18 protein-coding genes and 1 pseudogene are annotated in these 25,389 nt (G+C 71.5%); 8 read left to right on the forward strand and 11 right to left on the reverse strand.

The window, feature by feature from the left end; all coding sequences use genetic code 11:
• The first annotated feature begins 311 nt into the window (after positions 1-311).
• Complete coding sequence (locus MTF69_RS11450) at positions 312-1,925, forward strand: alpha/beta hydrolase (RefSeq protein ID WP_243333189.1); 1,614 nt, start codon at positions 312-314, stop codon at positions 1,923-1,925.
• Between the two features lie 26 nt (positions 1,926-1,951).
• Here MTF69_RS11450 and MTF69_RS11455 read toward each other — a convergent pair whose 3' ends face one another.
• Positions 1,952-3,328, reverse strand: a complete 1,377-nt coding sequence (locus tag MTF69_RS11455; RefSeq protein ID WP_308401392.1) for an FAD-dependent monooxygenase — start codon at positions 3,326-3,328, stop codon at positions 1,952-1,954.
• 29 nt (positions 3,329-3,357) lie between these two features.
• Here MTF69_RS11455 and MTF69_RS11460 point away from each other — a divergent pair, with 29 nt between their 5' ends.
• The gene (locus tag MTF69_RS11460) at positions 3,358-3,969 is read left to right on the forward strand and encodes a TetR/AcrR family transcriptional regulator (protein WP_243333191.1); all 612 of its coding nucleotides are present in this window, start codon (positions 3,358-3,360) and stop codon (positions 3,967-3,969) included.
• Between the two features lie 33 nt (positions 3,970-4,002).
• On the opposite strand, the gene MTF69_RS11465 is transcribed toward MTF69_RS11460, so the two are convergent.
• Together MTF69_RS11465 and nadE are read right to left on the reverse strand one after the other, a co-directional pair.
• The gene (locus tag MTF69_RS11465; protein ID WP_243333264.1) at positions 4,003-5,541 is read right to left on the reverse strand and encodes an MFS transporter; all 1,539 of its coding nucleotides are present in this window, start codon (positions 5,539-5,541) and stop codon (positions 4,003-4,005) included.
• 507 nt (positions 5,542-6,048) lie between these two features.
• Positions 6,049-6,879 (reverse strand): ammonia-dependent NAD(+) synthetase, encoded by an 831-nt coding sequence (gene nadE, locus MTF69_RS11470; RefSeq protein WP_243333194.1) that lies wholly within the window; start codon positions 6,877-6,879, stop codon positions 6,049-6,051.
• Between the two features lie 137 nt (positions 6,880-7,016).
• Between nadE and MTF69_RS11475 the strand changes: the two genes are divergently transcribed.
• The 3 genes from MTF69_RS11475 (at position 7,017) to MTF69_RS11485 (ending at position 10,970) form a co-directional block, all read left to right on the forward strand.
• Complete coding sequence (locus MTF69_RS11475) at positions 7,017-7,577, forward strand: PadR family transcriptional regulator (RefSeq protein WP_243333196.1); 561 nt, start codon at positions 7,017-7,019, stop codon at positions 7,575-7,577.
• An 86-nt stretch (positions 7,578-7,663) separates the two neighbouring features.
• Positions 7,664-9,388 (forward strand): acyl-CoA dehydrogenase family protein, encoded by a 1,725-nt coding sequence (locus tag MTF69_RS11480; RefSeq protein ID WP_243333198.1) that lies wholly within the window; start codon positions 7,664-7,666, stop codon positions 9,386-9,388.
• A 256-nt stretch (positions 9,389-9,644) separates the two neighbouring features.
• The gene (locus tag MTF69_RS11485) at positions 9,645-10,970 is read left to right on the forward strand and encodes a peptide MFS transporter (protein ID WP_243333199.1); all 1,326 of its coding nucleotides are present in this window, start codon (positions 9,645-9,647) and stop codon (positions 10,968-10,970) included.
• A gap of 27 nt (positions 10,971-10,997) precedes the next feature.
• On the opposite strand, the gene MTF69_RS11490 is transcribed toward MTF69_RS11485, so the two are convergent.
• The 6 genes from MTF69_RS11490 to MTF69_RS11515 form a co-directional block, all read right to left on the reverse strand.
• Complete coding sequence (locus tag MTF69_RS11490; protein ID WP_243333200.1) at positions 10,998-11,339, reverse strand: HopJ type III effector protein; 342 nt, start codon at positions 11,337-11,339, stop codon at positions 10,998-11,000.
• 153 nt (positions 11,340-11,492) lie between these two features.
• Positions 11,493-12,140 carry a M15 family metallopeptidase gene (locus MTF69_RS11495; RefSeq protein WP_243333201.1) on the reverse strand — a complete coding sequence of 216 codons (648 nt, stop codon included), beginning with the start codon at positions 12,138-12,140 and terminating at the stop codon, positions 11,493-11,495.
• Positions 12,141-12,208: 68 nt separating this feature from the next.
• A complete protein-coding gene (locus MTF69_RS11500) occupies positions 12,209-13,012 on the reverse strand; it encodes a phosphatidate cytidylyltransferase (protein WP_243333202.1) in 804 nt (267 codons plus the stop codon).
• Positions 13,009-14,787 (reverse strand): histidinol-phosphate aminotransferase family protein, encoded by a 1,779-nt coding sequence (locus MTF69_RS11505; RefSeq protein WP_243333266.1) that lies wholly within the window; start codon positions 14,785-14,787, stop codon positions 13,009-13,011. The genes MTF69_RS11500 and MTF69_RS11505 overlap by 4 nt, the downstream gene beginning before the upstream one ends.
• A 54-nt stretch (positions 14,788-14,841) precedes the next feature.
• A complete protein-coding gene (locus tag MTF69_RS11510) occupies positions 14,842-15,291 on the reverse strand; it encodes an FG-GAP repeat domain-containing protein (RefSeq protein WP_374322747.1) in 450 nt (149 codons plus the stop codon).
• Positions 15,292-15,365: 74 nt separating this feature from the next.
• On the reverse strand, positions 15,366-17,570 hold the full coding sequence (locus tag MTF69_RS11515) for a VCBS repeat-containing protein (RefSeq protein ID WP_243333203.1): 2,205 nt from the start codon (positions 17,568-17,570) through the stop codon (positions 15,366-15,368).
• A gap of 479 nt (positions 17,571-18,049) precedes the next feature.
• On the opposite strand from MTF69_RS11515, the gene MTF69_RS11520 reads away from it, so the two are divergent.
• A complete protein-coding gene (locus MTF69_RS11520; RefSeq protein WP_243333204.1) occupies positions 18,050-20,077 on the forward strand; it encodes a VCBS repeat-containing protein in 2,028 nt (675 codons plus the stop codon).
• A 294-nt stretch (positions 20,078-20,371) separates the two neighbouring features.
• Here the strand turns inward: MTF69_RS11520 and MTF69_RS43710 are convergent.
• A pseudogene (locus MTF69_RS43710) lies at positions 20,372-20,482 on the reverse strand (hypothetical protein); the annotation flags it as partial.
• Positions 20,483-21,496: 1,014 nt separating this feature from the next.
• Positions 21,497-21,676, reverse strand: coding sequence for a hypothetical protein (locus tag MTF69_RS11525; protein ID WP_243333207.1), 180 nt, complete (start codon positions 21,674-21,676; stop codon positions 21,497-21,499).
• A 296-nt stretch (positions 21,677-21,972) separates the two neighbouring features.
• On the opposite strand from MTF69_RS11525, the gene MTF69_RS43370 reads away from it, so the two are divergent.
• Both MTF69_RS43370 and MTF69_RS11535 read left to right on the forward strand, forming a co-directional pair.
• Positions 21,973-22,704 (forward strand): phospholipase A2, encoded by a 732-nt coding sequence (locus tag MTF69_RS43370; RefSeq protein WP_243333208.1) that lies wholly within the window; start codon positions 21,973-21,975, stop codon positions 22,702-22,704.
• Positions 22,705-22,840: 136 nt separating this feature from the next.
• Positions 22,841-25,267 carry a proprotein convertase P-domain-containing protein gene (locus tag MTF69_RS11535; RefSeq protein WP_243333210.1) on the forward strand — a complete coding sequence of 809 codons (2,427 nt, stop codon included), beginning with the start codon at positions 22,841-22,843 and terminating at the stop codon, positions 25,265-25,267.
• Positions 25,268-25,389: the final 122 nt, after the last annotated feature.

Genomic DNA, 25,389 nt, shown 5'->3' on the forward strand with positions numbered 1-25,389 from the left:
CACTGCCGGCCACCCGGGCGGGCTCCGGGCGGGATCCGGGCGTGCTTCGTGCGTGCTCCGGGCGGGGCTCCGGCCGCGGCCCCGGCCGCGACCCGGGCGGGCCCGCCCCTCATCCGGTCGGCCCAGCCGGACGGGGGCAGAATCCGCAGGCCGGGGCAGGAGGTTCCGCATCCCGCGGGGATCGCCGTCTATCCCGGCCCGCCCCACTGATGGGAACCTGAGGCTGCCGCTCAACCGAGCGCGGGCGCCCACACCTTCCCCCCGGACCGGGCCGTCTCTGCCGTCGACCTGCCATCAAGGGAGCTCACCGCATGCAGACCCGTTCAGCCGATGATGCGCGCAAGCGAGTGGTGTGGGGGATAGCCCTCGTCCTGATCGCGGTCACGGCGCTTCTCGGAGCCGGGCCCGGGGCCGCCACGGCGACCTCCCTGCCCGCCCCGCCCGTACCCGTACTCACCTGGGGCCCCTGCGCCGACGGCCAGGGCGACGGCTTCGAGTGCGCCACCGCCCAGGTGCCGCTGGACTACCGCCGGCCCACCGGAAGCACGATCCCGCTGGCCGTCACCCGCCGGCTCGCGGCCGACCCGGCCCACCGCACCGGTGTGCTGGTGCTTCACCCCGGCGGACCCGGCAACTCCGGGGTGAACTTCGCCCGCAACAGCTACGCCGCACTCCCCGCCGCCCTCCGTGACGCCTTCGACGTCGTCGGGTACGACATGCGGGGCGTGGCACGCAGTGGCCAAGTGGAGTGCTGGAACGACGCGGAGTACTCGGCCGCCGTCGACGCCGCGCGCGGCGTCCCCGGACCGGGAGCCCTGCAGACCGCCCTCCGGCAGGGCCAGGAGTTCGCCGCCGCCTGCCGGGAACGCGCCGGTGGCCTCGTGCCGTTCATCGGCACCGGGTCCAACGCCAAGGACCTCGACCTGCTGCGCCAGGCCCTCGGCGAGGAGACGCTCACCTTCTACGGCCGCTCCTTCGGCAGCTACGTCGGCACCGTCTACGCCGCCCAGTTCCCCCGGCGCGTGCGCGCCATGGTCCTGGACGGGGCCTACGATCCGCGCCGCTACGCCGATGTGCCGTACGCCTACGACGCCACGCAGTTCACCGCCCTGGACGCGGCGGTCGGCCGGTTCCTCGACTGGTGCGAGCAGAACGCCGCCGCCTGCGGATTCGGCGAGGGCAAGGCCCGGCAGGCCTTCGAACAGCTCAAGCGGGACCTCGACGCCGATCCCGTCATCACCCCGAGCGGACGCCCGGCCACGGGCTACACCCTCGCCTACCGCCTGATGTTCAACATCAACTCGGGCAAGGAGATCTGGCCCTACCTGGGCGAGGCGCTGGCCGCGGCCCAGGCGCACAAGACCTCCTTCCTGCTGTCACCCCCCTCACCCGGGTCCTTCGACTTCCTCAACGTCAACCTGGCCGTCGAGTGCGCCGACCGCGTCTACCCGACGAGCCGGCTCCTCCTGGGCGGCCTGGTCGCCGCGGAGGTTGCCTCGGCGCCCCTGCTCGGACCGCCCATCGGCCTGGGACCGCCCACCTACGACCACAACCACGCGCCCGCCTGCGCGCAGTGGCAGGCGGAACGCCCGAGCCGCTACGAGGGCTCCTACCGGGCGGCCGGCTCCGCCCCGATCCTGGTCCTCGGCACGACCGGGGACCCGGACACCCCGTACCGGGACGCCGTGGCCCTGGCCGGGACGCTGGACTCCGGACGACTGCTCACCTTCGACGCCGAGGGTCACACGGCCTACAACCGGAGCGCGTGCGTCAGCGCGCTCGTCAACGACTACCTGGCCACCCTGGCCCTGCCCGCACGGGGCACCGTCTGCGCGGACGAGACGCCCCCGGAGGCGCTCGGCCGGCGCACCACCGGGCCCGTGGAAGCCGACGAGACGAACGACGTGATCCCCACCCTGCGCTGACGGCGGATCCGCCTCGGCTGCCCGCCTCAGCCGGCCGTCGTGGGTGAGCCGGGGCGGGCCAGGCGGGCGAGGTAGCGGGCCAGTCCGGTCGCGTCCTCGCCCGCCCAGCCCACGTACCCGTCGGGCCGGACCAGGAAGAGCCCCTTGCCGTACGGCTCGTACGGTCCGATCCGGTGGACGCGCAGGAAGTCCGCACTCACGGGCGGCAGTTCGGCATCCGTTCCGACGGCCAGCAGGGTGAACTGCGGTCCCCGGAACAGGTCGAAGAGCCTGCGCCCGTCCGGCAGCGGGCCGTCAGGGGCCCGGTCCCCGGCCTCCAGGGCGCCCGCGGCCCCTTCTGAGAGGGGGCCGCCCCGGTAGCCCAGGCCGAGCTGGCGGGTGGCGTCGCCGCGTTCCTCCTGGCCGCGGTGGATCCGCGTGGACAGTCCCAGTACGTGCGCGGCGGCGGGTCGACGCTCCTGTTCGTAGGTGTCCAGGAGTGCGGGGGCCGCGCCGTGGCGCAGGACCTGTCCGAGCTTCCAGCCGAGGTTGTAGGCGTCCTGCACGCCGGTGTTGAGGCCCTGGCCGCCGGCGGGGGAGTGCACATGGGCCGCGTCGCCCGCGAGCAGCACCCGGCCGGCCCGGAACCGGTCTGCCATGGCGGCGCGCGGCCTGAAGTCGGAGGCCCACCGGACCCCGTCGGAGGCCCACCGGACCCCGTCGGAGGCCCACCGGACCCCGATGACGTCCTGCGCGCCCAGATGGGTCAGGGCGGCGACCGCGGCGGGGATGTCGAGGTCCTCTGTCCGCGCGACGAACTGGTGCTCGTCGGTGCCGGGCAGCGGGCACAGCGCGGCGAAGGCGCCGTCCGGGCCCGGGAACAGGTGCCAGTGCTCGCGGTCCAGCGCGCCGGGGCGCAGCCGGACGTCGGCCACGACCATCGGGGCGGGATCCACGGTCTCGCCGGTCATGCCGATGTCCAGGGCCTTGCGGACCGTGGAGCGGCCGCCGTCGGCGGCGACCAGGTAGGCGGCGCGCAGCGTACGGCCGTCCGAGAGGTACGCGCTCACCCCGTCGGCGTCCTGGTCGAAGCCGGTCAGGGCGGCGCCGAAGCGGACCGGGCCGCCGAGCCCGGTGAGGCGCTCGAACAGGATCTCCTGGGTGCGCCACTGGGGCAGGAGCCGGGCCCGCGGGTGCGGTTCGGTGTCCGTGGGGCCGCCGACGCCGGCGTCTCCGAGCATGTCGTGCTCGCCCACGGGCCGGCCGCCCTGCCAGATCTGCTCGATCGGCGCGTGGGCGCTCGCCTCCCGTACCGCGTCCCCCACGCCGAGGTCGTCGAAGACCTCCAGGGTCCTGGGCTGCAGACCCTTGCCCCGCGAGCCGGGGAAGAGGTTCTCGGCGCGCTCGACGACCAGCGCGTGCACGCCGCACCGCCCTGCGGCTGCTCGGAGGCGTGGGCCTGGAGGGCCTGACCCTGCGGGCCATCGCCAAGGAGCTGGACGTCAAGGCGCCCGCCCTGTACTGGCACTTCAAGGACAAGCAGGCCCTGCTCGACGAGATGGCCACCGAGATGTTCCGCCGGATGACGGCGGACCTGGACGCGGCCCGCCCGCCCGACGACTGGGCGCAGGCGCTGGAGGCCGCGATGCGCGGCCTGCGGGGGCACCTGCTGCGCTACCGGGACGGAGCCAAGGTCTACAGCGGCACGCACTTCACCGACATCAGCTACGCCGCTCCGATGGAGGCCCATCTGCGGACGCTCGTCGCAGGCGGCTTCACGGCTGCCGGAGCGGCCCGGGCCTGGTTCACCGCCTACAGCTACACCATCGGGTACGTGATCGAGGAGCAGTCGATGGGCCCGCTGCCGGGCTCGGACGGCGAGGGGTACGACCTGGAGGCCCGCGCCGACCGGCTCGCCGGCTTCCCGCTGACGGCGGAGGCGGGCCCGGAGATGTTCCGCGATCAGGACGCCGGCTTCGAAGCGGGCCTGGCGGCGGTGCTCGCGGGCATCGCCACGACCCTGCTCCCGCCGGCCGCACGGCCCGCAGGGCCCGTAGGCCCGTAGAGCCTGTATGTCGTGTATGCCGTGCCGGCCCCGTCAGGGCGTCGGGGCGGCGACCGCCGCGCCCAGCATCTCGCGGCGGGGCGCCGGCGCCGGGGCGGTGACCGTCACGGCGGCCACGGCGGCGCCCAGGAGCATGATGCCGGCCGCCCACCAGAGCGCGACGCCGAAGCCGTGCACCACGCCCTGGGCCTCGATCAACTGCTGCGCCGGGGACGCGGGGGCGCGGTGGGCCGACTCCGCCGGACCTGCGAGGTGTGCGGCGGCGTAGGCCGTCGCGGCCGTGCTCGCGATGGTGTTGAGGAGCGCCGTTCCGATCGCCCCGCCCACCTGCTGGGCCGTGTTGAGCGTGGCCGAGGTGACCCCCGAGTCGCTCCGTGCCACGCCCTGGGTGGCCGTCGACATCACGGGCATGAAGACCAGGCCCATGCCGAACCCGAGAACCAGCATGGCGGGGAGCACCTGGGATGTGTAAGAGGAGTCCACTGTCAGCCGCGTGAGGAGGACCAGGGCCACGGTGGCCAGGAGCAGCCCGGGGACGATCAGTGAGCGGGGGGCGAGCCGGTCGAGGAAACGTGCGGAGACCTGGGTCGCACCGGTGATGATCGCCAGGGTCATGGGGAGGAAGGCCAGCCCCGTTTTGACGGGGGAGTAGCCGAGCACGAGCTGGAAGTAGTAGCTCATGAACAGGAGCACGGGGAGCAGGGTGATGGTGGCCAGCGTCATCGTGACGAGACAGCCTGCCCGAGTCCGGTCCCTGATGACGTGCGGAGGGAGCATGGGGTCGCTCGCCCGTGCCTGCCACCAGGCGAATGCGGCGAGCAGGGCGGACCCGCCGATGAGGAGGCCGGCGACCAGACCGTCGGACCAGCCGCGCGGTTCGGCCTCGCTCAGCCCGTAGACGATGGCCAGGAGTCCGCCGCACCCGAGGACCGCTCCCGGGACATCGAGCTTCGCTCCCGTGCGTTCCGAGTCGCGCAGGACGGCGAAGGTGCCGAGAACCGCGATCGCGGCGATGGCCACATTGACGTAGAGGCACCAGCGCCAGTTCAGGTACTCGGTGAGCAGGCCCCCGGCGATCAGGCCGACGGCCCCGCCGCCGCTCGCGATCGCCGCGAACACGCCGAAGGCCTTGGCGCGTTCCGTGGGGGTGTCGAAGGTGGTGGCCAGCAGCGACAGGGCGCACGGTGCGAGGAGCGCGGCGAAGACGCCCTGCAGCGCCCGGGCCGCGAAGAGCATCCCCGGGCCGCCCGCCGCGCCGCCCAGGGCGGAAGCGAAGGCGAAGCCGCTCAGGCCGATGACGAACGCCCGCCTGCGGCCGATGAGGTCCGCGATGCGCCCGCCCAGCAGGAGCAGCCCGCCGAACGCCAGCGCGTAGGCGGTGATCACCCACTGCCGGTTGCCGTCGGACATCCCGAGATCGCGCTGGGCGGAGGGGAGCGCGATGTTCACGATCGTCGCGTCGAGGACGACCATCAGCTGGGCCAGCCCGATGACGGCGAGCGCCCACCAGCGCCGGGGATCGGGAGGGCCCGCCGGTGCGCCGCAGGCGGGCCGGGGGACGGCTTCGGGCATCGGGCCGGATGGGGTGTCGCTGACGGACGTCATGTAGTCAGCCAAACACGGATCGTGACGATCAGCCTGCCTGGAGATCCGGCGGTGGGACCCTGCGGCCCCAGCCGGAACGGGCGGACGGGTGAGCGCGGCGGTGCGGCCGAATGGAGCGCGCGGAGCGACCGGATCGCTCGGAGTGACCAGACGGACCGGGGTGGCCCGCCCGCACGCCCGGCCCGGCGCACCGTGCAGCCGCGTACACGGAGTGCGGCACGGCGTCCGGCAGGGCCGCTGCCGCCCGCTGCCGGCGGACATGGAGGCGGCGCAGGGCCACGTACAGGGCGGCAGTAGCCACGCTGGCGGCGCACCAGGCGCCGAGGATCACGAGGATCGTACGGAGGACGGCCACGGGGACTCCTCGGGGTGTGAACAACGCCGCCTGCGCGAGCCGGGCACGCTGTGCTCGCCGTGACCGTCCAGTACCCGGAGGAGACGGACTTCACGCCCGCCGCCTCCGGAAGAGACGACCTACGGCGCGATCGGCAGCTGCCGCTTGTGCTCGGTCAGGCGGTAGCGGCGGACGATCGTCTCGAAGGCGCGCTCCCCGACCGGCTTGCCCTCCAGGAAGTCGTCGATCTCGTCGTAGGTGACACCCAGCGCGTCCTCGTCGGCCTTGCCCGGGTCGAGGGTCTCCAGGTCCGCCGTGGGCGTCTTCCAGACCAGCTCGGCCGGTGCGCCCAGGGCATCGGCGCAGGCCCGTACCCGGCGCTTGGTCAGCCCGGTCAGCGGCACCACGTCGGCCGCGCCGTCGCCGAACTTGGTGAAGAAGCCGGAGACCGCCTCGGCGGCGTGGTCGGTGCCGACGACCAGACCGTCGTGCGCCCCGGCCACCGCGTACTGGGCGATCATGCGCTGGCGGGCCTTGATGTTGCCCTGCACGAAGTCCTGGTGGTGTGCGTCCCGGAAGACGGTCCCGCCGGCCAGGGAAGCGGACAGCGCCGCGTCGCTCGCGGGCTTCACGTCCACGGTCAGCACCCGGTCGGCGTTGATGAAACCGAGGGCGAGCTGGGCGTCCCGCTCGTCGGCCTGGACCCCGTACGGCAGTCGCATGGCGTAGAAGGCCGCCTCGTGCCCGGCCGCGCGGACCCGCTCCACGGCGAGCTGGCAGAGCCTGCCCGCCGTGGTGGAGTCGACCCCGCCGCTGATCCCGAGGACCAGGGAACGCAGGCCGGTGGAGGTGAGCCGCTCGGCCAGGAACGCCACCCGGCGCTCGATCTCCCGCTGGGCGTCGAAGCTCTCGGCGACCAGGAGCTCCCGGGCGATCTCCTGCTGCAGGGCGGTGGACGCCGGCTGGCTCACGGCTGCTCCTCATGATGGTTCGTCGGTTCGGAAACGATGCGCTGTCCCGCCGACCCTAACCGAGCGCGCGGGTGAGCCGCGTCTCACCCTCGTGGCGGCGCTTGTCTATGCAACGAGTTGCATAGAAAGATCGAGGTATGGCACTTGAGCACGCGATCCTCGTCTCCCTGCTGGAGCAGCCGGGGTCCGGATACGAACTGGCCCGCCGGTTCGACCGGTCCATCGGCTACTTCTGGACCGCGACCCACCAGCAGATCTACCGCGTGCTCAGCCGGATGGAGGGCGACGGCCGGCTCGACGTCCGCGAAGTGCCGCAGCGGACCCGGCCGGACAAGAAGGAGTACTCCGTCACCGCGGCCGGCCGCGCCGCCCTCTCGGCCTGGCTCCACGAGCCGATCCAGGCCGATACCGTCCGCCACGAGCTCGCCGTGAAGATCCGCGGCGCGGCCTTCGACGATCCGGCCGCCCTGATCCGCGAGGTCGAGCGGCACCACCGGACGCACGCCGACCGGCTCACGCACTACCTGGCGGGGGAGCTCCGCGATTTCACCGGACCCGAGGCCCCGGCCCCGGACCCCTCCGACGCCGGGCGGGAACTCCAGCACGTCGTGCTCCGCGGAGGCCTCGCCTACGAGCGCATGCAGCTCGCCTGGCTGGAGGACGTCCTGGCCACCCTCCACCGCCTGGCGGCCCCCTGACCCGGCGCCGCCGCGCCCCTCCCTCCTTTTCCTCCCGCTCCACCCCTCATCCTCCGACTCATCCTCCGACCGGAAGGCGAACGCCCATGAGCGACCAGCTGCTGTTCAACCCGCGCACCTACGACCCCGCGCACTTCGACCCCGAGACCCGCAGGCTGCTGCGCGCGACGGTCGACTGGTTCGAGGAGCGCGGCAAGCGCCGGCTGATCGAGGACTACCGCACCCGCGCCTGGCTGGGGGACTTCCTCGCGTTCTCCGCGAAGGAGGGACTCTTCGCGACCTTCCTCACCCCGGAGCCGGCCGCAGGCCAGGACGAGCCGGACAAGCGCTGGGACACCGCGCGCATCGCCGCCCTCAACGAGATCCTCGGCTTCTACGGCCTCGACTACTGGTACGCGTGGCAGGTCACCATCCTCGGTCTCGGCCCCGTCTGGCAGAGCGACAACGCCGCCGCCCGCGACCGCGCCGCACAGCTCCTCGACGCGGGCGAGGTGTTCGCGTTCGGCCTGTCCGAGAAGACCCACGGCGCGGACATCTACCACACCGACATGCTGCTGGAGCCCGCAGCCGACGGAGGCTTCCGGGCCACCGGCTCGAAGTACTACATCGGCAACGGCAACGCCGCCGGACTCGTCTCCGTCTTCGGCCGCCGCACCGACATCGAGGGCCCCGACGGCTACGTCTTCTTCGCAGCCGACAGCCGCCACCCCGCGTACGACGTGGTGAAGAACGTCGTCGACTCCTCCAAGTACGTCAGCGAGTTCCGCCTCACGGACTACCCGGTCGGCGCCGAAGACGTCCTGCACACCGGCCGCGCCGCCTTCGACGCCGCCCTCAACACCGTCAACGTCGGCAAGTTCAACCTCTGCACCGCCTCCATCGGCATCTGCGAGCACGCGATGTACGAGGCCGTCACCCACGCGCAGGGCCGCATCCTCTACGGCCGCCCCGTCACCGCCTTCCCGCACGTGCGCCGCGAGCTGACCGACGCCTACGTCCGCCTCGTCGGGATGAAGCAGTTCAGCGACCGCGCCGTCGACTACTTCCGCTCCGCCGGCCCCGACGACCGCCGCTACCTCCTCTTCAACCCCATGACCAAGATGAAGGTGACCACGGAGGGCGAGAAGGTCATCGACCTGATGTGGGACGTCATCGCGGCCAAGGGCTTCGAGAAGGACACCTACTTCGCCCAGGCGGCCGTCGAGATCCGCGGCCTGCCCAAGCTGGAGGGCACGGTCCACGTCAACCTGGCGCTCATCCTCAAGTTCATGCGCAACCACCTGCTGGAACCGGCCGACTACGCCCCCGTCCCGACCCGCCTCGACGCAGCTGACGACGCCTTCCTCTTCCGCCAGGGCCCGGCCCGCGGCCTGGGATCCGTACGGTTCCACGACTGGCGCCCGGCCTACGACGCGTACGCCGCCGTGCCCAACGTCGGCCGGTTCCGCGAGCAGGCCGACGCCCTCTGCACGTTCGCCCTGACCGCCGCCCCCGACGCGACGCAGAGCCGCGACCTCGACCTCCTCCTGGCGGTCGGCCAGCTCTTCGCCCTCGTCGTGCACGGCCAGCTCGTCCTGGAGCAGGCCCGCCTGACCGGCCTGGACGAGGACGTGCTCGACGAACTGTTCGGCGTCCTCGTACGGGACTTCTCCGCGCATGCCGTCGAACTGCACGGCAAGGACTCCGCCACCGCGGACCAGCAGGCCTGGGCCATGGGCGCGGTCCGGCGCCCGGCCGTGGACGCGGACCGGTCGGCGCGCGTCTGGGAGCGCGTGCAGGCCCTGGCCGGTGCGTACGAGATGGCGCCCTGACCGGACCTTGGGCCCGGGCCTCACAGCCCGGGCCACACCGTCCTTTCGGCCGGTGCGTACACGGCCCTGCGGGGTGTTCGCTGGAAGAGGAGCAGGAACAGCCGTACGCCCCCACCCCGAAAGGCCGGCCCCACGATGTCGACGTCCACGGAGCACAGGTCGGAGGTGATCGCAGAGAACCGCACCCGCAAGGGTCTGCTGCCGCTGTGCCTGAGCGAAGCAGCCGAGCGGTTCTCCTTAGCGGTCCTTCTACGGAATGCGCGCGGTACTGGCGCTCTTCCTGATCGACACCGCCCACGGCCTCGGCATGTCGAAGAGCACGGCGGTCGCCCTCGTCGGCGCCTACCTGTCCGCCTGCTACTTCACCGCCCTGCCGGGCGGCTGGATCGCCGACCGGCTGCTCGGTGCCCGTAAGACCGCCCTGGCCGGCGGCATCGCCATCCTGGCCGGCCATCTCGCACTCGCCTTCGAGGCCGGAGCGGCCGGCGTCTACGCCGGCCTCGTCCTCATCGCGGTCGGCACCGGCCTGCAGAAGCCCAATATGACCGCCCTGGTCGGGAAGCTCTATGCCGAGCGCTCCGACCAGGAGCGGGACGCGGCCTACAGCAAGTTCTACGCCAGCGTGAACGTGGGCGGCCTGGCCTCGACCCTCCTGGTGGGCTGGCTCGGACTCCACTTCGGCTGGAACGTCGCCTTCGGTACGGCGGCCGTCGCGATGGCCCTCAGCCTGTGCGTCTTCCAGGCCTCGGGCAGCCTCCGCGAGGCCGCCGACGCACCCGGCCGCCCGCTCACCCGCGCCGAGGCGCGCACGGTGGCCTTCCGGGCACTGTGGTGCGTGGCCGGGGTCCTCGCGGCCGGCGCCGCGGCCCGGGCGACCGGCACGCTGACCCTGCCCCACGCACTCACCGCGTTCGCGGTCCTGGCCGTGGTCGTACCGGTCGGCTACCTCGTCACCCTGCTGCGCCGCACCGACCTCGACGAGCGGGGACGAGCGGGCATCCGCGCCTACGCGCGGCTGTTCGCCGCGGCCGTCGCCTTCTTCTGCATCTTCGACCTGGCAGCCTCGAACGTGCAGCTGTTCGCCGCGGACCACGTGGACATGATGGGCATCCCGGTCACCTGGCAGGCGGCCCTGAACCCCGTCATGACCATCGCCTTCGCCGGGGTCCTCGCCGTCGTGTGGCGCAGGGTACGCGTCTCCTCCCCGGCGAAGTTCTCCACGGGACTCGTCCTCGGCGGACTGTCCTTCCTCCTGCTCGCCCTCGCCGCGGGCCACGCCACCGGCAACGCCCACATCTCCCTGCTCTGGCTGGTCGGCCTCTACGTCCTGCTGAGCATGGGCGAACTGTTCCTCGCCCCCACCGGGCTGTCCATCAGCCACAAGCTGGCCCCGGCCGGCACCGGATCCCAGCTCGTGGGCCTCTTCTTCCTGGCCGCCGCGGCGGGCGACGCCATAGGCAGCCAGGTCGCCACCCACCTGACCGGCGCCGCCCTCTACCTCGCCCTGGGCGGCCTGGCGCTGGCAGCGGGTCTCGCGATGGCCGCCGCCACGCCGAAGCTCCGCCTCCTGACCGGCGAATAGACCGGGGAGAAACCTGCTCGGCGTTGTTCAGCTCTTGCGGGCCAACGGCTGCCCGGCGAAGCTCACCCCGGCGAGACCATGGGACATGAGGCTGCGAATGTTGCCGTGATCAGTGTCGTTCGGCGTCGCCAGCACGCTGCGATAGTGCTCACCGAAGGCCAGCAGCGCCTCTTCGTCGCTCAGCCCTTCCAGCAGGGCCAGTCCCAGCGTCTTGCAGGAACCCTCGTTCTCACCCGCGGCATTTTCCACTTCCCCGTTGCGGAACGCCTGCGGCTGATACGAGTAGTGCGCGGCGACGAAGGCCAAGGTGTCGGCGAACTCGTGCTCACCTGACGCAAGGCTTGCCCGCAGCGAGTTCAGATCAGTCATGTTGATTCCCCAGGGTTGAGCAGACGGTCCGATTTCCGTCCGTGACCGGACGACATTACCCCCTTGTGGCCAGCCGCCAGGAATCGCGCGACACGCCCGAACGAGCGGCATCTTCGCAGGTCACGATGGACTACCGCCGGCCCCCGGGCGCGCTCAGCCGCGGTGCCACGGCCCGTAGACAGCGGTGGCGGCCCGCGTGGTCAGGGCCCAGTACCGGTCCCCATAGGACCAGTGCCACCACTCGGTCGGGTAGTTCACCATGCCGACGGCGGTCAGGGCTTCGATCATCACAGCGCGGTTCTGCCGGGCCTGCGCGGGGAGGCCGACGGCCTGGGTGTAGCAGGCTCCACCGCTTTCCTCCGGAGTGGCGGCTTCCGGGCTCCCCATGTCGACCTCGATGCCGTCCTGTGTGCAGATCGTGAGGTCGACGGCGGCTCCCGAGAGATGCCCGGCGGTCTCCAGCGGCGCGACCCAACGCGAGGCGGCAGTGCGGATGTAGGCCTCTGACTCTTCGGGGTGAAGCCGCCGCAGCGTGGCTGCGTAGTCGTTGAAGATGCTCTCCTGCAAGGCCGCGGGCCGGTAGCCCTCCACCAGCAGCCACTGCCACCCGTGGGGCAGCAGTTCCTGGGCCCGCAACAGCCGTTGAAGCACGCCGGCTCGCAGATGGGCCCAGTCGCCCGCCGCATCAGACCGCCGCTGGTCGACGCGCAGCGCATTGCGACAATCCACCAACGGCTCTTCACACTCGTCGACTGGTACGGCAGCGACCCTCGGATCCGACATCAATATGATCTTGTTCATGAGGTTGATCATCTCCTGGCGGGTCACCCGGCTGAACTGGGTGCTCCAGTCTTCCGAGGCCGCGGAGGTCAGCGCAGGACGAGCAGGACGGCCAGCGCGAAGAGCAGTGAGTCGATCCGATCCAGCAAACCGCCCGAACCGGGTAGCCACCGCCCGGCGTCCTTCACCTGTGCACCTCTCTTGATCATGGACTCAAGAAGGTCGCCGGCCGGCCCGCCGACCGCCGCCGCGATCGCCATCGGCCAACTCAGCGCGGACAGAAGGCCGAGCATCCCTATGGCTGCCCCGGCCCCGACCAGGGTCCCGCTCCACCGTTTGGCCGGTGACAGAGGCGACAGCCGAGGCCCGCCCAGCCGTTGGCCGGCGAAGTACGCCACGATGTCGGCGGCCGAAACAGCCGCGAACAGGGCCAGCGCGCTCGCTCCGAGCGGTACCAGCGCGGCCAGGACACTGAGCCAGGCGAGGCCGAGGAGGCCGGCGGCGACCCGATGCAGGCCGTGATCGGCGTCGCCGGCCAGGAGCGGCACGGAAGCCACCGCGAGCGCACCGATCGCCATCGCTCGAGGCTCTTGCCCGGGGGCCCACAAAGAGGTGAGCACCACGCCTGTCACCGCCGAGGCGAGCACCGCCCGGTCCACCCGGTTCATCCGCATCAGCCCGCCGAACTCCAGCACCGCGATCGCACTGACCACCACGGCAATGGCTGCGGCGCCCGGACGTCCCAGCCAGAACGCAACCGTGACCAGGGGCACTCCGACCGCCCAGGCGCACCACCGGATCATCAGTTCGCGGCGCCTGGACGCTGCCACCGCGACACCAGTCAGCACGAGCGCCCCGCCGAGGAAGGGCGCCAGGGAGGCTACCGTGATCACCGGGAAGAGCCGGTGGTGGAGACGCTCGCAGGTATCGATGCGCGTCGAGCCGAACCCGGCCGCAACACGGCCATTGCCTGCTGGAACGCCGACACGATGCGTGCGTTCTCGGCCGTGTCCCTGACCGCGATGCGCACCGTGCGTCCTTGGTACTCGCAGGACATGGGCGACAGATCTCGCAGATAGACGTCGCTACGACGACACTCCTGCACCAGCTGCGCGGCGCTCGGGCCATCGGACGGCAACGTCACGGTGAGCCAGTTGGCCACCGCTTCCTCCACCGTCACGGTGTCATCCGCCCCGGCAAGATCGGCGGCCAGTTGCCGCCGCAGCGCATGGGTGCGAAGCCACCGGCTCCTGTAGTGCTCCGGGTCGCGCAGGGCGGCCACCGCGGCCATTTGCGCAGGGAGGCTCACCGACCAGGGCGGCGTGCGTCGGCGCAACTCCCTTGCGGTGGCCGGTTCGGCAACCAGGTATGCGGCCCGCATGCCGGACAGCGCATACATCTTGGAAAGGGAGCTGCAGACCACCACCCTCGGATCCGTCGCGGCAAGGTCGGCGAGCGACTCGCCCATGTCGACATAGCCGAGGTACGCCTCGTCGATCCACCAGCGGGTCCGCTCGGGCGCGGCGGCGATCAGAGAGCGCAGTTCAGCGGCAGGGGCATGGCGCCCGGTCGGGTTGTTCGGGTTGACCACTACGACGAGGTCGTAGCGGCCGTCCTGGACAGCAGCGGACAGCTGGTCCCTATCGATTCGCCAGCCGTCGTCGCGACGCAACCGGAACCGGCTCACCCGGCATCCGATCACCCGCTCCGTGACATGGGCGTACTCGCCGTAGCCCGGGTCCAGCAGGAGCACCCTGCTCTGTGGGGTGAGCCACTGACCGAAGGCCCTGAAGATCAGGTCGGACGAGCCGGCTCCGGGTACGAGTGCCTCCACCGGTAGTGCCCGCACCCGGGCGATCTCCGCCAGCAGGCCCTCGGCGCCGGTCGGCGGCGAGGTCCGGGCGGCCCACTCGAGATCGTCCGCGAGCACCGCCCGCACGCCAGGCGCCGGCGAGAACCACGCGTCCAGCACATCCGCCGCGACCACCTGATGGCGGCGGTCCAGGTCATGGAAATCAGTACCGATGGCAGTGAACGAGACGCCTCCGTGCTCGCAACCGTCGGCGCGAGGCGCGAACGGTGCGTCCAGGCGCCAGTCCACCTGGGCTCGCAGACGGTTCAACGTCGCGCGATGGCGGTCCATCGCAACCCTCGTCAGCTCGGTGACGCTGCCGGTCAGCACCTCGAACGTCAACGCTCCACTGCGAACGGTGTGCCCGACAGGCTGCAGCCCGGCGGCCAGATACATGGCGAGCAGCTCGGTGCGCCCCATCGCCACCACCCGACGGCCACCCCGGGAAGCGATCCAGCGCAGCGCCGCATACATCAGCAGCGGCGCCGCCGCGGAGGCCCGCCAGCGGGGCTCGACGGTGAGAATGCGCACTTCGAACAGATCGTCCTCATCCAGCAGCGGCAGCTCTCCGCGGGATACGTACTTGTCCAGCGCGTACCGCTTCAACCAGGGCGGGGTCAGGCTGATGAACCCTATTCGGACCTCGCCGCGTGCCGCGACCAGATATACGTTGTCGCCGTCCAGCCCATCGCGAAGCCGCCCGGCCGAGTTGGGCGCATGCTGGCCGAGCTCTTGCGCGTACACCCGGTGACGCAATGCGTGGATCCAGTCGAGATCCTCGGGAGTGGCGGCGCGCAGCTGCAGGTTTCGTTCCATCAGTTCCTCATCCATCGGTTTGGGTTGAATCCTGCGCTGCGCATGTCTGCCGTGTCAGAGCTGCCCAGCCCACCCGACCTGGGTACGGGTACTCATGTGCCCCGGCTCCGAGCGTGCAACATTCCACGGAGGGGGTGGCCGGCACCGCCCCACGTAGGGGGCGGCCGACATCGCGCCCCTACAGGAGGTTGTAGACCTGGAACCCGGCTTCCGCGCGACGAGATCGGTCCTGCCGTCCGCGTCCAGATCACCGACCGACACCAGCCGGTCGTAGATGTTCCACCCCGCCCCGACCTTCGTCCGCGGCGCGAAGGGGACCGAGTGGTTGCCGGTACCCACGTACAGCCACAGCACACCGGAGGTGTCCCGGGCGACGATGTCGGCCTTGCCGTCACCGGTCAGGTCGCCCTGCCCGGCGATCTGGGAGTACTGCCCCCAGCCGGCGCCGAGCCGGACCCGGGCCGTGAGCGACCCGTCCGGGTAGGCCAGGTACTCCCACAGCACCCCCGCGTTGTCGACACCGAGCAGATCGGCTTCCTTCGCCCCGCCGAGTCCGGACCGCGGGGGTGTACGGGGCGTCAGGCGACGTGATGTCCCGCATCGCCGACGTGCGGCAGCGAGGCCGACTGCCTCGCCCGCAGCGGAGCCCGCCAGTCGCCGGTGCCCCGGTAGAGGTATCCGGCGGTCGGGCCGAGCGCCACCAGGTCCGGGCGGCCGTCGCGGTCTGCGTCGCCGATGGCGACGAGGTGCTTGTACGGGCCCCAGCCCGCGCCGATCCGCGTCGGCGCCGCGAACGTGCCGTCGCCCCTGCCCAGGTACAGCCACAGGACCCCGGCCTTGTCCCGGGCCAGCAGATCGCCCGCCGGGCCGCCCGCGACGTTCCCGACGGCCGTGAGCTCGTCGAAGGTCTGCCAGCCGCCGCCGAGCTTCGTACGGGCGGCGAACGGGGCGGCGGCCGAGCCGGTGCCCTTGTAGTACCAGAGCGTGCCGGCCTTGTCGGCGGCGAGCAGGTCGGGGCGCCCGTCCCCGTTCAAGTCGCTGCCCGCGGCGATCCGGTCGTAGATGTTCCAGCCGCCGCCGACCTTCGTACGCGCCGCGAATCCGCCCCGGCCGTTCCCCCGGTAGAGCCAGAGCACACCGGCCTTGTCTCGGGCCACGAGGTCGCCGACCGCCGTCCCGCCCACGTTCCCCGTCGCCTCGATCCGGTCGTAGACGTTCCAGCCCGAGCCGATCAGCCGACGTGACTGGGCCGTCAACTGGCCGAACTCCTTGTAGTACGCGGTGTCGCTCAGCCACAGCCGGCCGGCGGCGTCCCGGTCGATCAGGTCCGGGCTGCCGTTGTCGTCGAAGTCGTGCGGCACGGTCTTGCGGGCGACCTGGAAGGTGCCCGACGCGGAGGTGGACGGACCGATGCCGTTGGTCGGCGCCGCCGTCATCTCCCACGTGTACGCGCCGTTGTAGGCGCTGGTGAAGTCCGCCCCGATCGTGCCGTCCCAGGCGAACGTCACCGTCGGGCTGTGCGGGTGGGTGACGCTGAACTCCCGGGTCTTCCCGGTCCGGTCGTGCCGCAGGGTGACCTTCACTGCCACGCTGTGCCGGGACAGCTGCCAACTGAGGTCCGCCTTCCCGCCGTTCTCGTCGAGGTTGACGACGGCGGGGACGCTGTTGCGCTCGATGACGACACGGGTCGGCTCGCCGGTGCTCGCCACCATGCTGACGACCGGGGCGGCGCCGCCCGCGCCGGGCGCGAGCCGGTACAGGCCCTCGCCCAGGCCGATGGTCCCGCCCCGCGCGTACAGGCCGTCGGGGGCCGCCGCGAGCGAGGTGAGGTGGTCGAGCAGCTTCACCTTCGCCTTCGTCGCCGGATCGTAGGCGGTCAGGGCGTACAGCGGATTGCTCACACCGTCGGAGATGCCGCCCGCCTCGCCGTACACCACCCAGCCGCCGACCAGGCCGATCCGCAGGTCGCTCGACCATGCCTTCGCGAGCGGGACCTGCTCGACCGTGCCCGCCGACCGGTCCAGCAGGAACAGCGACGGACTCTCCGTCCCGGCCCCCTCCGTCCAAACGACGTGCGTCTGCGAAACGGCCATGGCAGCACCGGAGGAACCCGCGGTCCGCGCCCGGATCCCGCCGACGGTGCCGGTGGCGAGGTCGACCAGCCCCCACTTCGCGACCGCGCCGTCGTCGAACGTCACCACGGCGTCCTCCGGGGTGCCGGGGGAGACGGAGACGGCGCTCGCGCCGGCCGGCAGCCCGGTAACGGCCACCGTGCCGCCCTCCGTGGCGTGCCGGTGCATCCGCACCTTCGTACCGTCGCCGGTCCTGGTGAAGACGGCGTAGCCCGCCGACCCGAGGTACGCGGCGCCGTCGGTCAGCCCCACCGGGACGTCCAGCGAGGACATCGTCGACAGGTTCCGCGACGTCACCTGGTGGTTCCCGGGGAAGACCAGATAGTCCGCGGTCCGCGAGGACCGCAGCACGGTCCTGGCCCCGTACCCCTGCGAGGACCCGTCGGAATACCGGGTCCAGCGCTTCTCCGTACCCCTCTCCGGCCGCGACAGGAAACCGGTCAGCCCGGCCTCCGTCACCTCCGAGCCCTTGGGGAAGGGCATCGGGTCCGACGCGGCGGCCACCCCGCGGTCCGCGCCACCGGCCGCATACGCGGTTTCCGCGGCATACGGGGAACCGGCGACGGGCCCGACCACGCTGAGCGTGACGGCGATGACGGTGGTGGTGGCGGCCAACAGCAGCAGGCGCCGGGTCGATCGGGCTTGGAGCACAGACGGTTCTCCCTCGAGTGCGCAAACGAATCAAGCGCACCAGGCGCCACAGAAGACGACCCACGACACCGCACAAGGGTTGTACGGGACCAGAAGAAGGCGGTTTGGGCCGCTGCGCGCCGAGCTTTTGGGCGGCCGATAGGGATGTGCCGACTGGTGGGCGGGACCACCACGCACAGCACTGGCGGACCCGGTGGTACGGTCCGCTCCTGCGATCAAGAACGCACGGACGTCAGCAGGGGGAACCCGCGTCCGGTCAAACCTTTTCAACTCGGGGGGCCCATATGCCGTACCGCCGCACGTCCCGGCGACTTGTCTCTCTCGCCGTCCTCACCGCTCTCGCGGCCGCCGGTGGCCCGGTGGTCCTTCCCGCAGTCGCCGCGCCAGGGCAGACGGCCCAGGCTGCCGACGCCCCGGCGGCACTGCCGAGGGTTCCTGTGGATGCCCGGATAGTGAGCGGGGGACCAGGGGGCTTCCTGATGCGGGCGGACAGGGATGGCAAGGGGACCTGGACGCGCTACTCCGACGGCTCGGTCACGCCGATGGACTTCTCGGGGACCTCCGACCGAGAGGCCGGAGCCATGTCCGACACGGTGGTCGAGGCCAGCCAGCCGGTGCGGTTGCACCACATGGACACGGGGACCACCAGCGAGGTGGACGTGTTCGGGATGGGGTACAACTACCTCGGCTCCGTAGGCACCACACTCATCGCTCTCGGGCCCCGACCCGGGAAGACCCCGCTGCTCCATCTGCTGAGTGACCCGCGGAAGGGGATGACGGACCGGCCGGTCAGCGGCCTGCCTCGCGACATTTTGTTTCTGAGTGACAGGGTCGTCGCGTACGCCGACGGGGCGTTCGTCCTCGAGTACAAGACCGGTGACAAGGAGGACCCGATCCTCCACCACGCGGTCGTCGACGTCGCTTCGGCGCGCATCGTGCACACCTACCGGGTGTGGAGCTCCTGGGGCGACGTAGCCCTCTCCGGTACGCACATTGCCTGGATCGGATATGCCAACGGGGTGGACGGCAACGTCGTCCGCACCGCGAAGCGCGGCTCTTCGACCGTGTCCGTGACCAAGCTAGGGAGGATCGGCGACGGCCCGTTCCTCGGCCTGCTCGACGGCTGGTGGCTCGCCGGCCCGCAGCCGGACGAGGATGCCGATGACCACGCCCTGTACGCCCACCCCCTGGGCGGGGGCGCGCCGCGCAAGGTGCTGGACAGTGTGACCTCGCGTGCTCCGGGCCTGGCTCCGGGCGGGGCCCTGCTGGTGAAGGGAGGCACGGTCGCCCACCGTGACGGGCTCTACCGCATCACCCAGGGCTCCGACGGGCTCCCGCGCGCCGAGATCATCGCCACGGCAAAGCAGCCTACTCAGGTGACCCTCGTGCGCGAGGAGATACCCACCACCATCGACCTCGACCGCACCCCGTCCCTCAGCCTGAACTGGAAGCTGTCACGCGACAACGTCCGCACGAAGTTCGTCCTGCGAAACGTGAGAACCGGCCAGACGGGCACCTACGACGACACGGACATTCTTCAGCCGGAGAAATCCGCAAGCGGATTCTTCGAATTCCACTGGGATGGACTGCTGCGTGACGGCACGTTGAATGCGCCGACTCCCAACGGGGAGTACGAATGGAAGCTCACCGCCAGGCCGCGCGACGGCATCGGCCGCGACCTCGTCGTGAACGGCCAGTTCACGGTCACCCGGGCAGCGGCCCCACACGACCTGACCGACGATGGCACGCCTGACCTCCTCACCCGCACCGCAGACGGGCACCTCATCAGCCAGAACACCCTCTACGACAATGGCGTGATATCCAGTTCGTCGGGTTACGAGACGGACCTCGGCAGCTTCTGGGGGAAGTACACCGCGCTCGTGGCCGCGGGGAATGCCGGCCGCTCCCAGCACGCCGACCTCCTGGCCCGTGACGGGGAGGGCGTCCTGTGGCTGTATACCGGGAAGGGCGACGGCAAGTTCGCCGCCCGGAGCAAGGTCGGGGGCGGTTGGAACACGTACGACGAACTGACCGCGGGCGGCGATGTAACCGGCGACGGCAAAGCCGACCTCCTCGCCCGCGACAAGGACGGCGTGCTCTGGCTGTACCGGGGCACCGGCGCGCCGGACGCCCCGTACGCGACCCGCAAACGGATCGGCTCCGGCTGGAACCAATACAACGCGCTGGTTTCGGCGGGGAACATCGCCGGCGGCGCGGCGGGCGACCTCCTCGCACGCGACAAGGCCGGCGTGCTGTGGCTCTACCGCGGACGCGGCGACGGGACGTTCGGCACGCGCGCCCGTATCGGGTCGGGCTGGGACAGGTACAAGGACCTGGTGGCCTGGGGCGACGCCAACCGCGACGGGACCCCCGACCTCTACGCACGCGACAAGACGGGCAAGGGCTGGTTCTACCAGGGCACGGGAGACGCCACGGCACCCTTCCGGAGCCGCAAAGCCCTGGACGGCCTCACGTACCACCCGCAGGAGTACACCGAGGTCCTGTGACCCGGGCAGACCGGGGAAGGCGTCGCAGGGCCGCGACGACCGTTGGAGCCCGTACTGCTGACGAGGCCGGCCCGGATCGGGTTGGCGGCCCGCCCGCGGAGAACGGGAGGAGCTCGTCGCCGGTTTGCGGTCCATCCCCTGCCACAGCCGCCCGGACGGCGCACCGGGTGGAGTCGTCGCGGAGGACTTCGTTGGAGCCGGCCGGGAGCAGCAGCGGGGGCGCATGTCGCCCGCGGCGTCGGCGGGGACGAGGGCGGAGCTGTGGGTGCCGAGCGGATGTTCCCCCGGCGTGAGGATGCGGATCGCGCCCGGGGGCGGCAGCCCGCTGGACCCGGCATCGCGCAGCCGGGGAATGAGCCCCGCGCGCAGTAAGGACGACTTGCCGCTGCCGGAGTCGCCGAACACCGTGACGCCCCGGTGCCCGGTGCCCGGTGCCCGGTGGCGAGGACCGCGAGGTCGTCGACCAGCCGGTCGCGGCCGAAGAAGAGCGCGTGGTCGCCCGGCTCGAAGCGGGCCGGGCCCCGGTACGGGGACGGCTCCTCGGCCCGCTCCCGCGCCCGGGCGGTGGTCAGCTCCTCGGACACCAGCCGCCGGCGTGCCTCCCGCTCGGCCGCGTTGCCCCCGCAGGCATTCACGTACGCCGGCACGACGGGCAGCGTCGGCAGCTGTTCGCCGCCGGCGGCACGGGAGAGCGTGGCGACCGCGTAGGGGCTACGGCGTGCGCAGCCGTCTCCCCGACCACCCGCCCGGTGCTGCCAAGAAGGACCCCACCGTGCCGACGAGCCGTGCCACAAGGCCGCTTCGCGCCGAGCCGGGCGCCGGGGGATTGTTTCGCCGCTGGTGAGGGGCAGCGCAACAAACCCGCGACCCCGAAGGCTGGGAGCGCAACGCCGGACCGGGCCCTCGCCGGAGGTGCCCCGCCGGCACGACCCGATCTCCCGAGGGGGACCCTTGCGACGATTAGCGATCTCTGCCGCGGCGGCGCTTTCCATGGCGCTTCTGTTCCCACAGCAGCCCACAGCAGCCCACGGCAGCCGCGACGACCGACCAGAACCTGGCCGCCAGCGAGACCCGGGCAGCCGACCGGCCCCGGGCAGCCGACCGGCCCCAGGCAGCCGACCGGCCCCAGGCCGCCGGAGAGATCCAGCAGATAGGCCCCGGCGTCTACTACACGGAGAGCAACTCCTTCCAGATCGCCGAGACCGACGCCCCCGCCGGCGCCATCGGCCGCCGACACAGCGTCACCCTTCAGGACGGCGGCATCGCCAGGCCGCAGAACGCGCCCGAGTCCCGCAGCGACCTGGGGGTCTTCGGCCCCAGCTGGGAAGCCGAGTTCCTCGGCGGCACCACCAACCGCACGCTGCAGCAGCAGGGCGACGCCATCGTGGTCACCGACCTCGGCGTGGACGAAGCGGTCCGCTACGCCCTCACCGACAGCGTCTCGTACCCCGACGGCGGCGGGGTGGGCACGTACCAGAGCGCCGACGGCTCCAGGATCACCGAGACGACGAACTGGGACGACGCCACGAGGGACATGGTCACCACCATCGTGGAGACCATCGGAGTGGACCTCTCGGTGACCGAATCGGGTGACGACACCTTCGCCGGGGTGAGCGCCGCCGACCTCAAGCCCACCTACACGTGGAAGCAGGCCGCCGCCGGTTCCGACAGCTGGCGGGTGACGGGCGTCGGCAACCTCGCCCACGGCACGTCGACCGTCGGCTACGACCCGCAGGGCCGCGTCTCCACCGTCACCGAGGCGGCCGCGGACGCCGAATCCGTGGAGAACGTGTCCGTCAGATGCGCCGAGGCCACCACGGCCACCGGAACGGTCTTCGGCGACTACGCCGGGGGTCAAGGAGATCACCGTCACCACCGGAGCCACCGTGCAGACCGTGGCGAGCTACACCTACGACAGCTCCGGCCTGCTGCGCGAGGTCACCAACCCGGTTGCGAGCAGCGAGCCGGACAAGACCTACACCTACGACACCAACAGCCGCGTGTCGGAGATCTCCTCGACCGACAACGGAAGCTGGGACCTGGCCTTCCCCGCCGAGTCCGCCGCTCCGGACGTCCAGGCCGACGGCCCGGCACGGCCGGCGCAGGCCTCCGTCATCGAAGGTGCGGCCGGAATCAACGACCCCGGCGCCGCCGGGCCGCCGACTTCCGACTTCACGGGCGAGGTCAGCGGAGCGAACGCCTACCCCTACCACTGCTACACGGCGACCTCGTGGCTCTGGTACACGAAGAGCGGGTGCGCCGCGTGGGTGGCCCACTACGGCTGGCGCGCCCCGCAGTGGAAGCAGTTGCCCGGCGGACGCTGGGTGGTCGGCATCAGCAATGACCACTGCACCTCGTCCCCGGACAAGCCGGGCGGCTACGACTTCCGGTCCGCCTGCGACATGCACGACTACGGCTACGGCCTGATCGGCAACACGTACAAGGGGTACGGCTACTACCTCGACCGCAGCCGCAAGTCCGAGGTGGACGACGTCTTCTACACCACGCTGCGCGACTACACCTGCTCTGCCTACTGGTTGAAGAGCGTGTGCCGCGGCATCGCCTGGACCTACCGCAAGGCCGTCAACTACGGCAACCCGTGGAACGGCGCGAACGCTACCCGCTGACTCGCGCCTGCCCTTCCGCCCGCCCGGGTCCGACTTCCGTCACCTGACGTCCAGGACGCGGAGTCCGGGTGACGAGCGGTTTCGTCACCCGGACTCCGCGCTGCGGCCCCTCGGACCCGCCGATTCCAGGAGAACCGTGAGATTACGCATACCCGCCGTGGTCGTCACTGCTGTGACTGCCCTGGCCCTCAGCGCCCTGCCCGCACAGGCCGTGTCCCCGGACGACTTCCCGCCTGACCCCGTCGGCACGGTCGACCCCGTCGACCCGTCTCTCTACGACGCGGTCGCGGGCGGCAAGGCGGTCCGCGTCAACGTCGTCACCGAGTCCCCCGCGGACCTGTCCTCCACCGCCGACGCGGGCGAGACCCTGCACACCTTCAGCGAGGTCCCGGTACAGACCCTCCGGGTGGATGCGGCGGGCCTGGACATGCTGTCCGGCATCCCGGGCATCCTCAGCGTCACCGAGGACATCCCCGTACCGCCCTCCCTGAACGAGACGACCTCCCTGATCGGCGCGGACAAGACCGCCCAGAGCGGTGACGACGGCTCCGGCAGCGCGATCGCGATCCTGGACACGGGCGTCTCCCAGAACCACCCGTTCCTGGGCGGCCGCGTCACGGATCAGGCCTGCTTCTCCACCACCGACCCTTCCTACGGCTCCACGTCACTGTGCCCCGGCGGCGCCGACGAACAGGCGGGCCTCGGCAGCGCCGACAGCGAGAGCGGCCCCTGCGCAACCATGGGCACCGCCTGCTCGCACGGGACGCACGTGGCCGGCATCGCCGCGGGCAACGGCAAGGACCTCAGCGGAGCCCCCCGGGCAGGCGTCGCGCCCGGCGCGGACATCGTCGCCATCCAGGTGTTCTCCAGGTTCACCTCGTCCACCTACTGCGGGGCCCAGCCGTCCTGCGTGATGAGCTTCCCCAGTGACCAGCTCGCCGCCCTGGAGAAGGTGTACGCGCTCAAGCAGTCCGGCAAGCCGATCGTCGCGGCCAACATGAGCCTGGGCGCCGGCCGGTTCACCGCCGCCTGCGAGACCGACCTCCGCAAGGCGCTCATTGACAGCCTGTACGGCGCCGGGGTGGCGACGGTCGTCGCCTCCGGCAACAACTCCTATACGAACGCGGTGAACTCCCCGGCCTGCGTACCGTCGGCCGTCACCGTCGGCGCCACGACCGATGCGGACCAGCTCGCCTCCTACAGCAACCGGGGCCCGCTGGTCGACCTGTTCGCCCCCGGCCACGGCGTGATCTCCTCCGTCCCCGGCAACACCTTCGGGACGAAGAACGGCACCTCCATGGCCGCCCCGCACGTCGCGGGCGCGCTCGCGGTGCTCCGCAAGGCGGCTCCCCAGGCGCCGCTGGGTGAGCTGGTCCAGGCGCTGGCCGCCACGGGCAAGACCATCACCTACACCGAAGGCACGACCCCGCGCGTCCAACTGGACCGGGCGGTCGCCCAAGTACGGGCCAACGCCCTGCCGGCGCCGGCGGCCAAGCCCCGGCCGACGATGGTCACGGACACCGAGCGCGTCCACCTTCCCGGCATGGGCAGGGGCTCGGTCACCAGGCAGCTCACCAGCACGGTTCCCGGCAACGCACCGTCAGACCTGGAGGTGGAGTACGCGGTCGACGGGGTCGGCTGGAACACCCTCGACGTCGACTTGATCGACCCCAACGGCAAGGTCTACGTACTGGACACCGCGGCCGCCGCGGAGTCCAGCAGCGGCGATGAGCTGAGCACGCCTCAGAGGGCCGGGCCCTTCTGGTTCTCCTCGGTGGTCGACGCCAGTGGCTCACCCGCGTCCGGCACCTGGAAGCTGCGCCTGGAGAACGGCTACACCGACTATGACAGCACCATGGTGGCCTGGACGCTCGGGTTCCCCAACGGGACCGCCAAGGCGGAGTCGATCACCATCCCCGACACCGGGGCCGTCGTGGACTCCCCGGCCGAGGTGTCCGGTGTCGGAGGCCTGGCGTCCCGTGTGGCGCAGGTTCGCATCGATCTCACCCATGAGCGGCCCACCGACCTCGTGTTCCGTCTTGTCGGCCCAGGGGGCAGGACGTACGACCTCGCGAACGGCTTCGAGCCGGACGACTCCGGTGAACTGCAGGACCTCTTCGCCGTCGACGCGGGGGACTCCCCGGCGGACGGCAACTGGACGCTGAAGGTCCAGGACAACGTCACGGGGGCGACCGGCAGCCTCGAGGGATGGGCGATCACCTTCCCCTCCCTGGACAACGAGACCGTCATTGCCGTTCCGGACAACACCTCCATCCAGTCGACGACCGAGTTCTGGTTCGCCCGGGGCTCCACGCCGCACAATCTGCGCGTGTACGTGGACATCACGCACGAACGGCACGGTGACCTGAAGCTCGACCTCGTCGGGCCGGTCGGTGAGGTGTATCCGCTCAAGGCCCCCGGTACGCAGCCAGGCGGCACCCTGAAACAGCTCTTCGAGGTGGACGCCGGCGGCTCACGCATCTACGGCAGGTGGACCCTGAAGGTCACGGACACCGCGACCGGGGCCACCGGCACCCTCAACAACTGGAGCCTCGCCTTCTGACGCCCTGCGCCCCGCCCCGCCTTGTGCTGCTGCTCGGGTGCACCGCACCCGAGCAGCAGCGACTTGCCGCGAAACCGTCTTGTACGAGCGTCCCGCAGACGATTGGGTCGCTGTGTCCTTCG

This window comes from Streptomyces sp. AP-93 (genome assembly GCF_022808175.1).
Classification (GTDB): Bacteria; Actinomycetota; Actinomycetes; order Streptomycetales; family Streptomycetaceae; genus Streptomyces.

What these genes read in the sequence shown, in the direction of transcription:
- MTF69_RS11485 (WP_243333199.1), top strand. Translation starts at nt 9,645, where the DNA reads ATGCGCGCGGTACTGGCGCTCTTCCTGATCGACACCGCCCACGGCCTC.
- MTF69_RS11465 (WP_243333264.1), bottom strand. Translation starts at nt 5,541, where the DNA reads ATGCCCGAAGCCGTCCCCCGGCCCGCCTGCGGCGCACCGGCGGGCCCT.
- MTF69_RS11495 (WP_243333201.1), bottom strand. Translation starts at nt 12,140, where the DNA reads ATGAACAAGATCATATTGATGTCGGATCCGAGGGTCGCTGCCGTACCA.
- MTF69_RS11475 (WP_243333196.1), top strand. Translation starts at nt 7,017, where the DNA reads ATGGCACTTGAGCACGCGATCCTCGTCTCCCTGCTGGAGCAGCCGGGG.
- MTF69_RS11490 (WP_243333200.1), bottom strand. Translation starts at nt 11,339, where the DNA reads ATGACTGATCTGAACTCGCTGCGGGCAAGCCTTGCGTCAGGTGAGCAC.
- MTF69_RS11520 (WP_243333204.1), top strand. Translation starts at nt 18,050, where the DNA reads ATGCGGGCGGACAGGGATGGCAAGGGGACCTGGACGCGCTACTCCGAC.
- MTF69_RS11505 (WP_243333266.1), bottom strand. Translation starts at nt 14,787, where the DNA reads ATGGAACGAAACCTGCAGCTGCGCGCCGCCACTCCCGAGGATCTCGAC.
- MTF69_RS11450 (WP_243333189.1), top strand. Translation starts at nt 312, where the DNA reads ATGCAGACCCGTTCAGCCGATGATGCGCGCAAGCGAGTGGTGTGGGGG.
- MTF69_RS11480 (WP_243333198.1), top strand. Translation starts at nt 7,664, where the DNA reads ATGAGCGACCAGCTGCTGTTCAACCCGCGCACCTACGACCCCGCGCAC.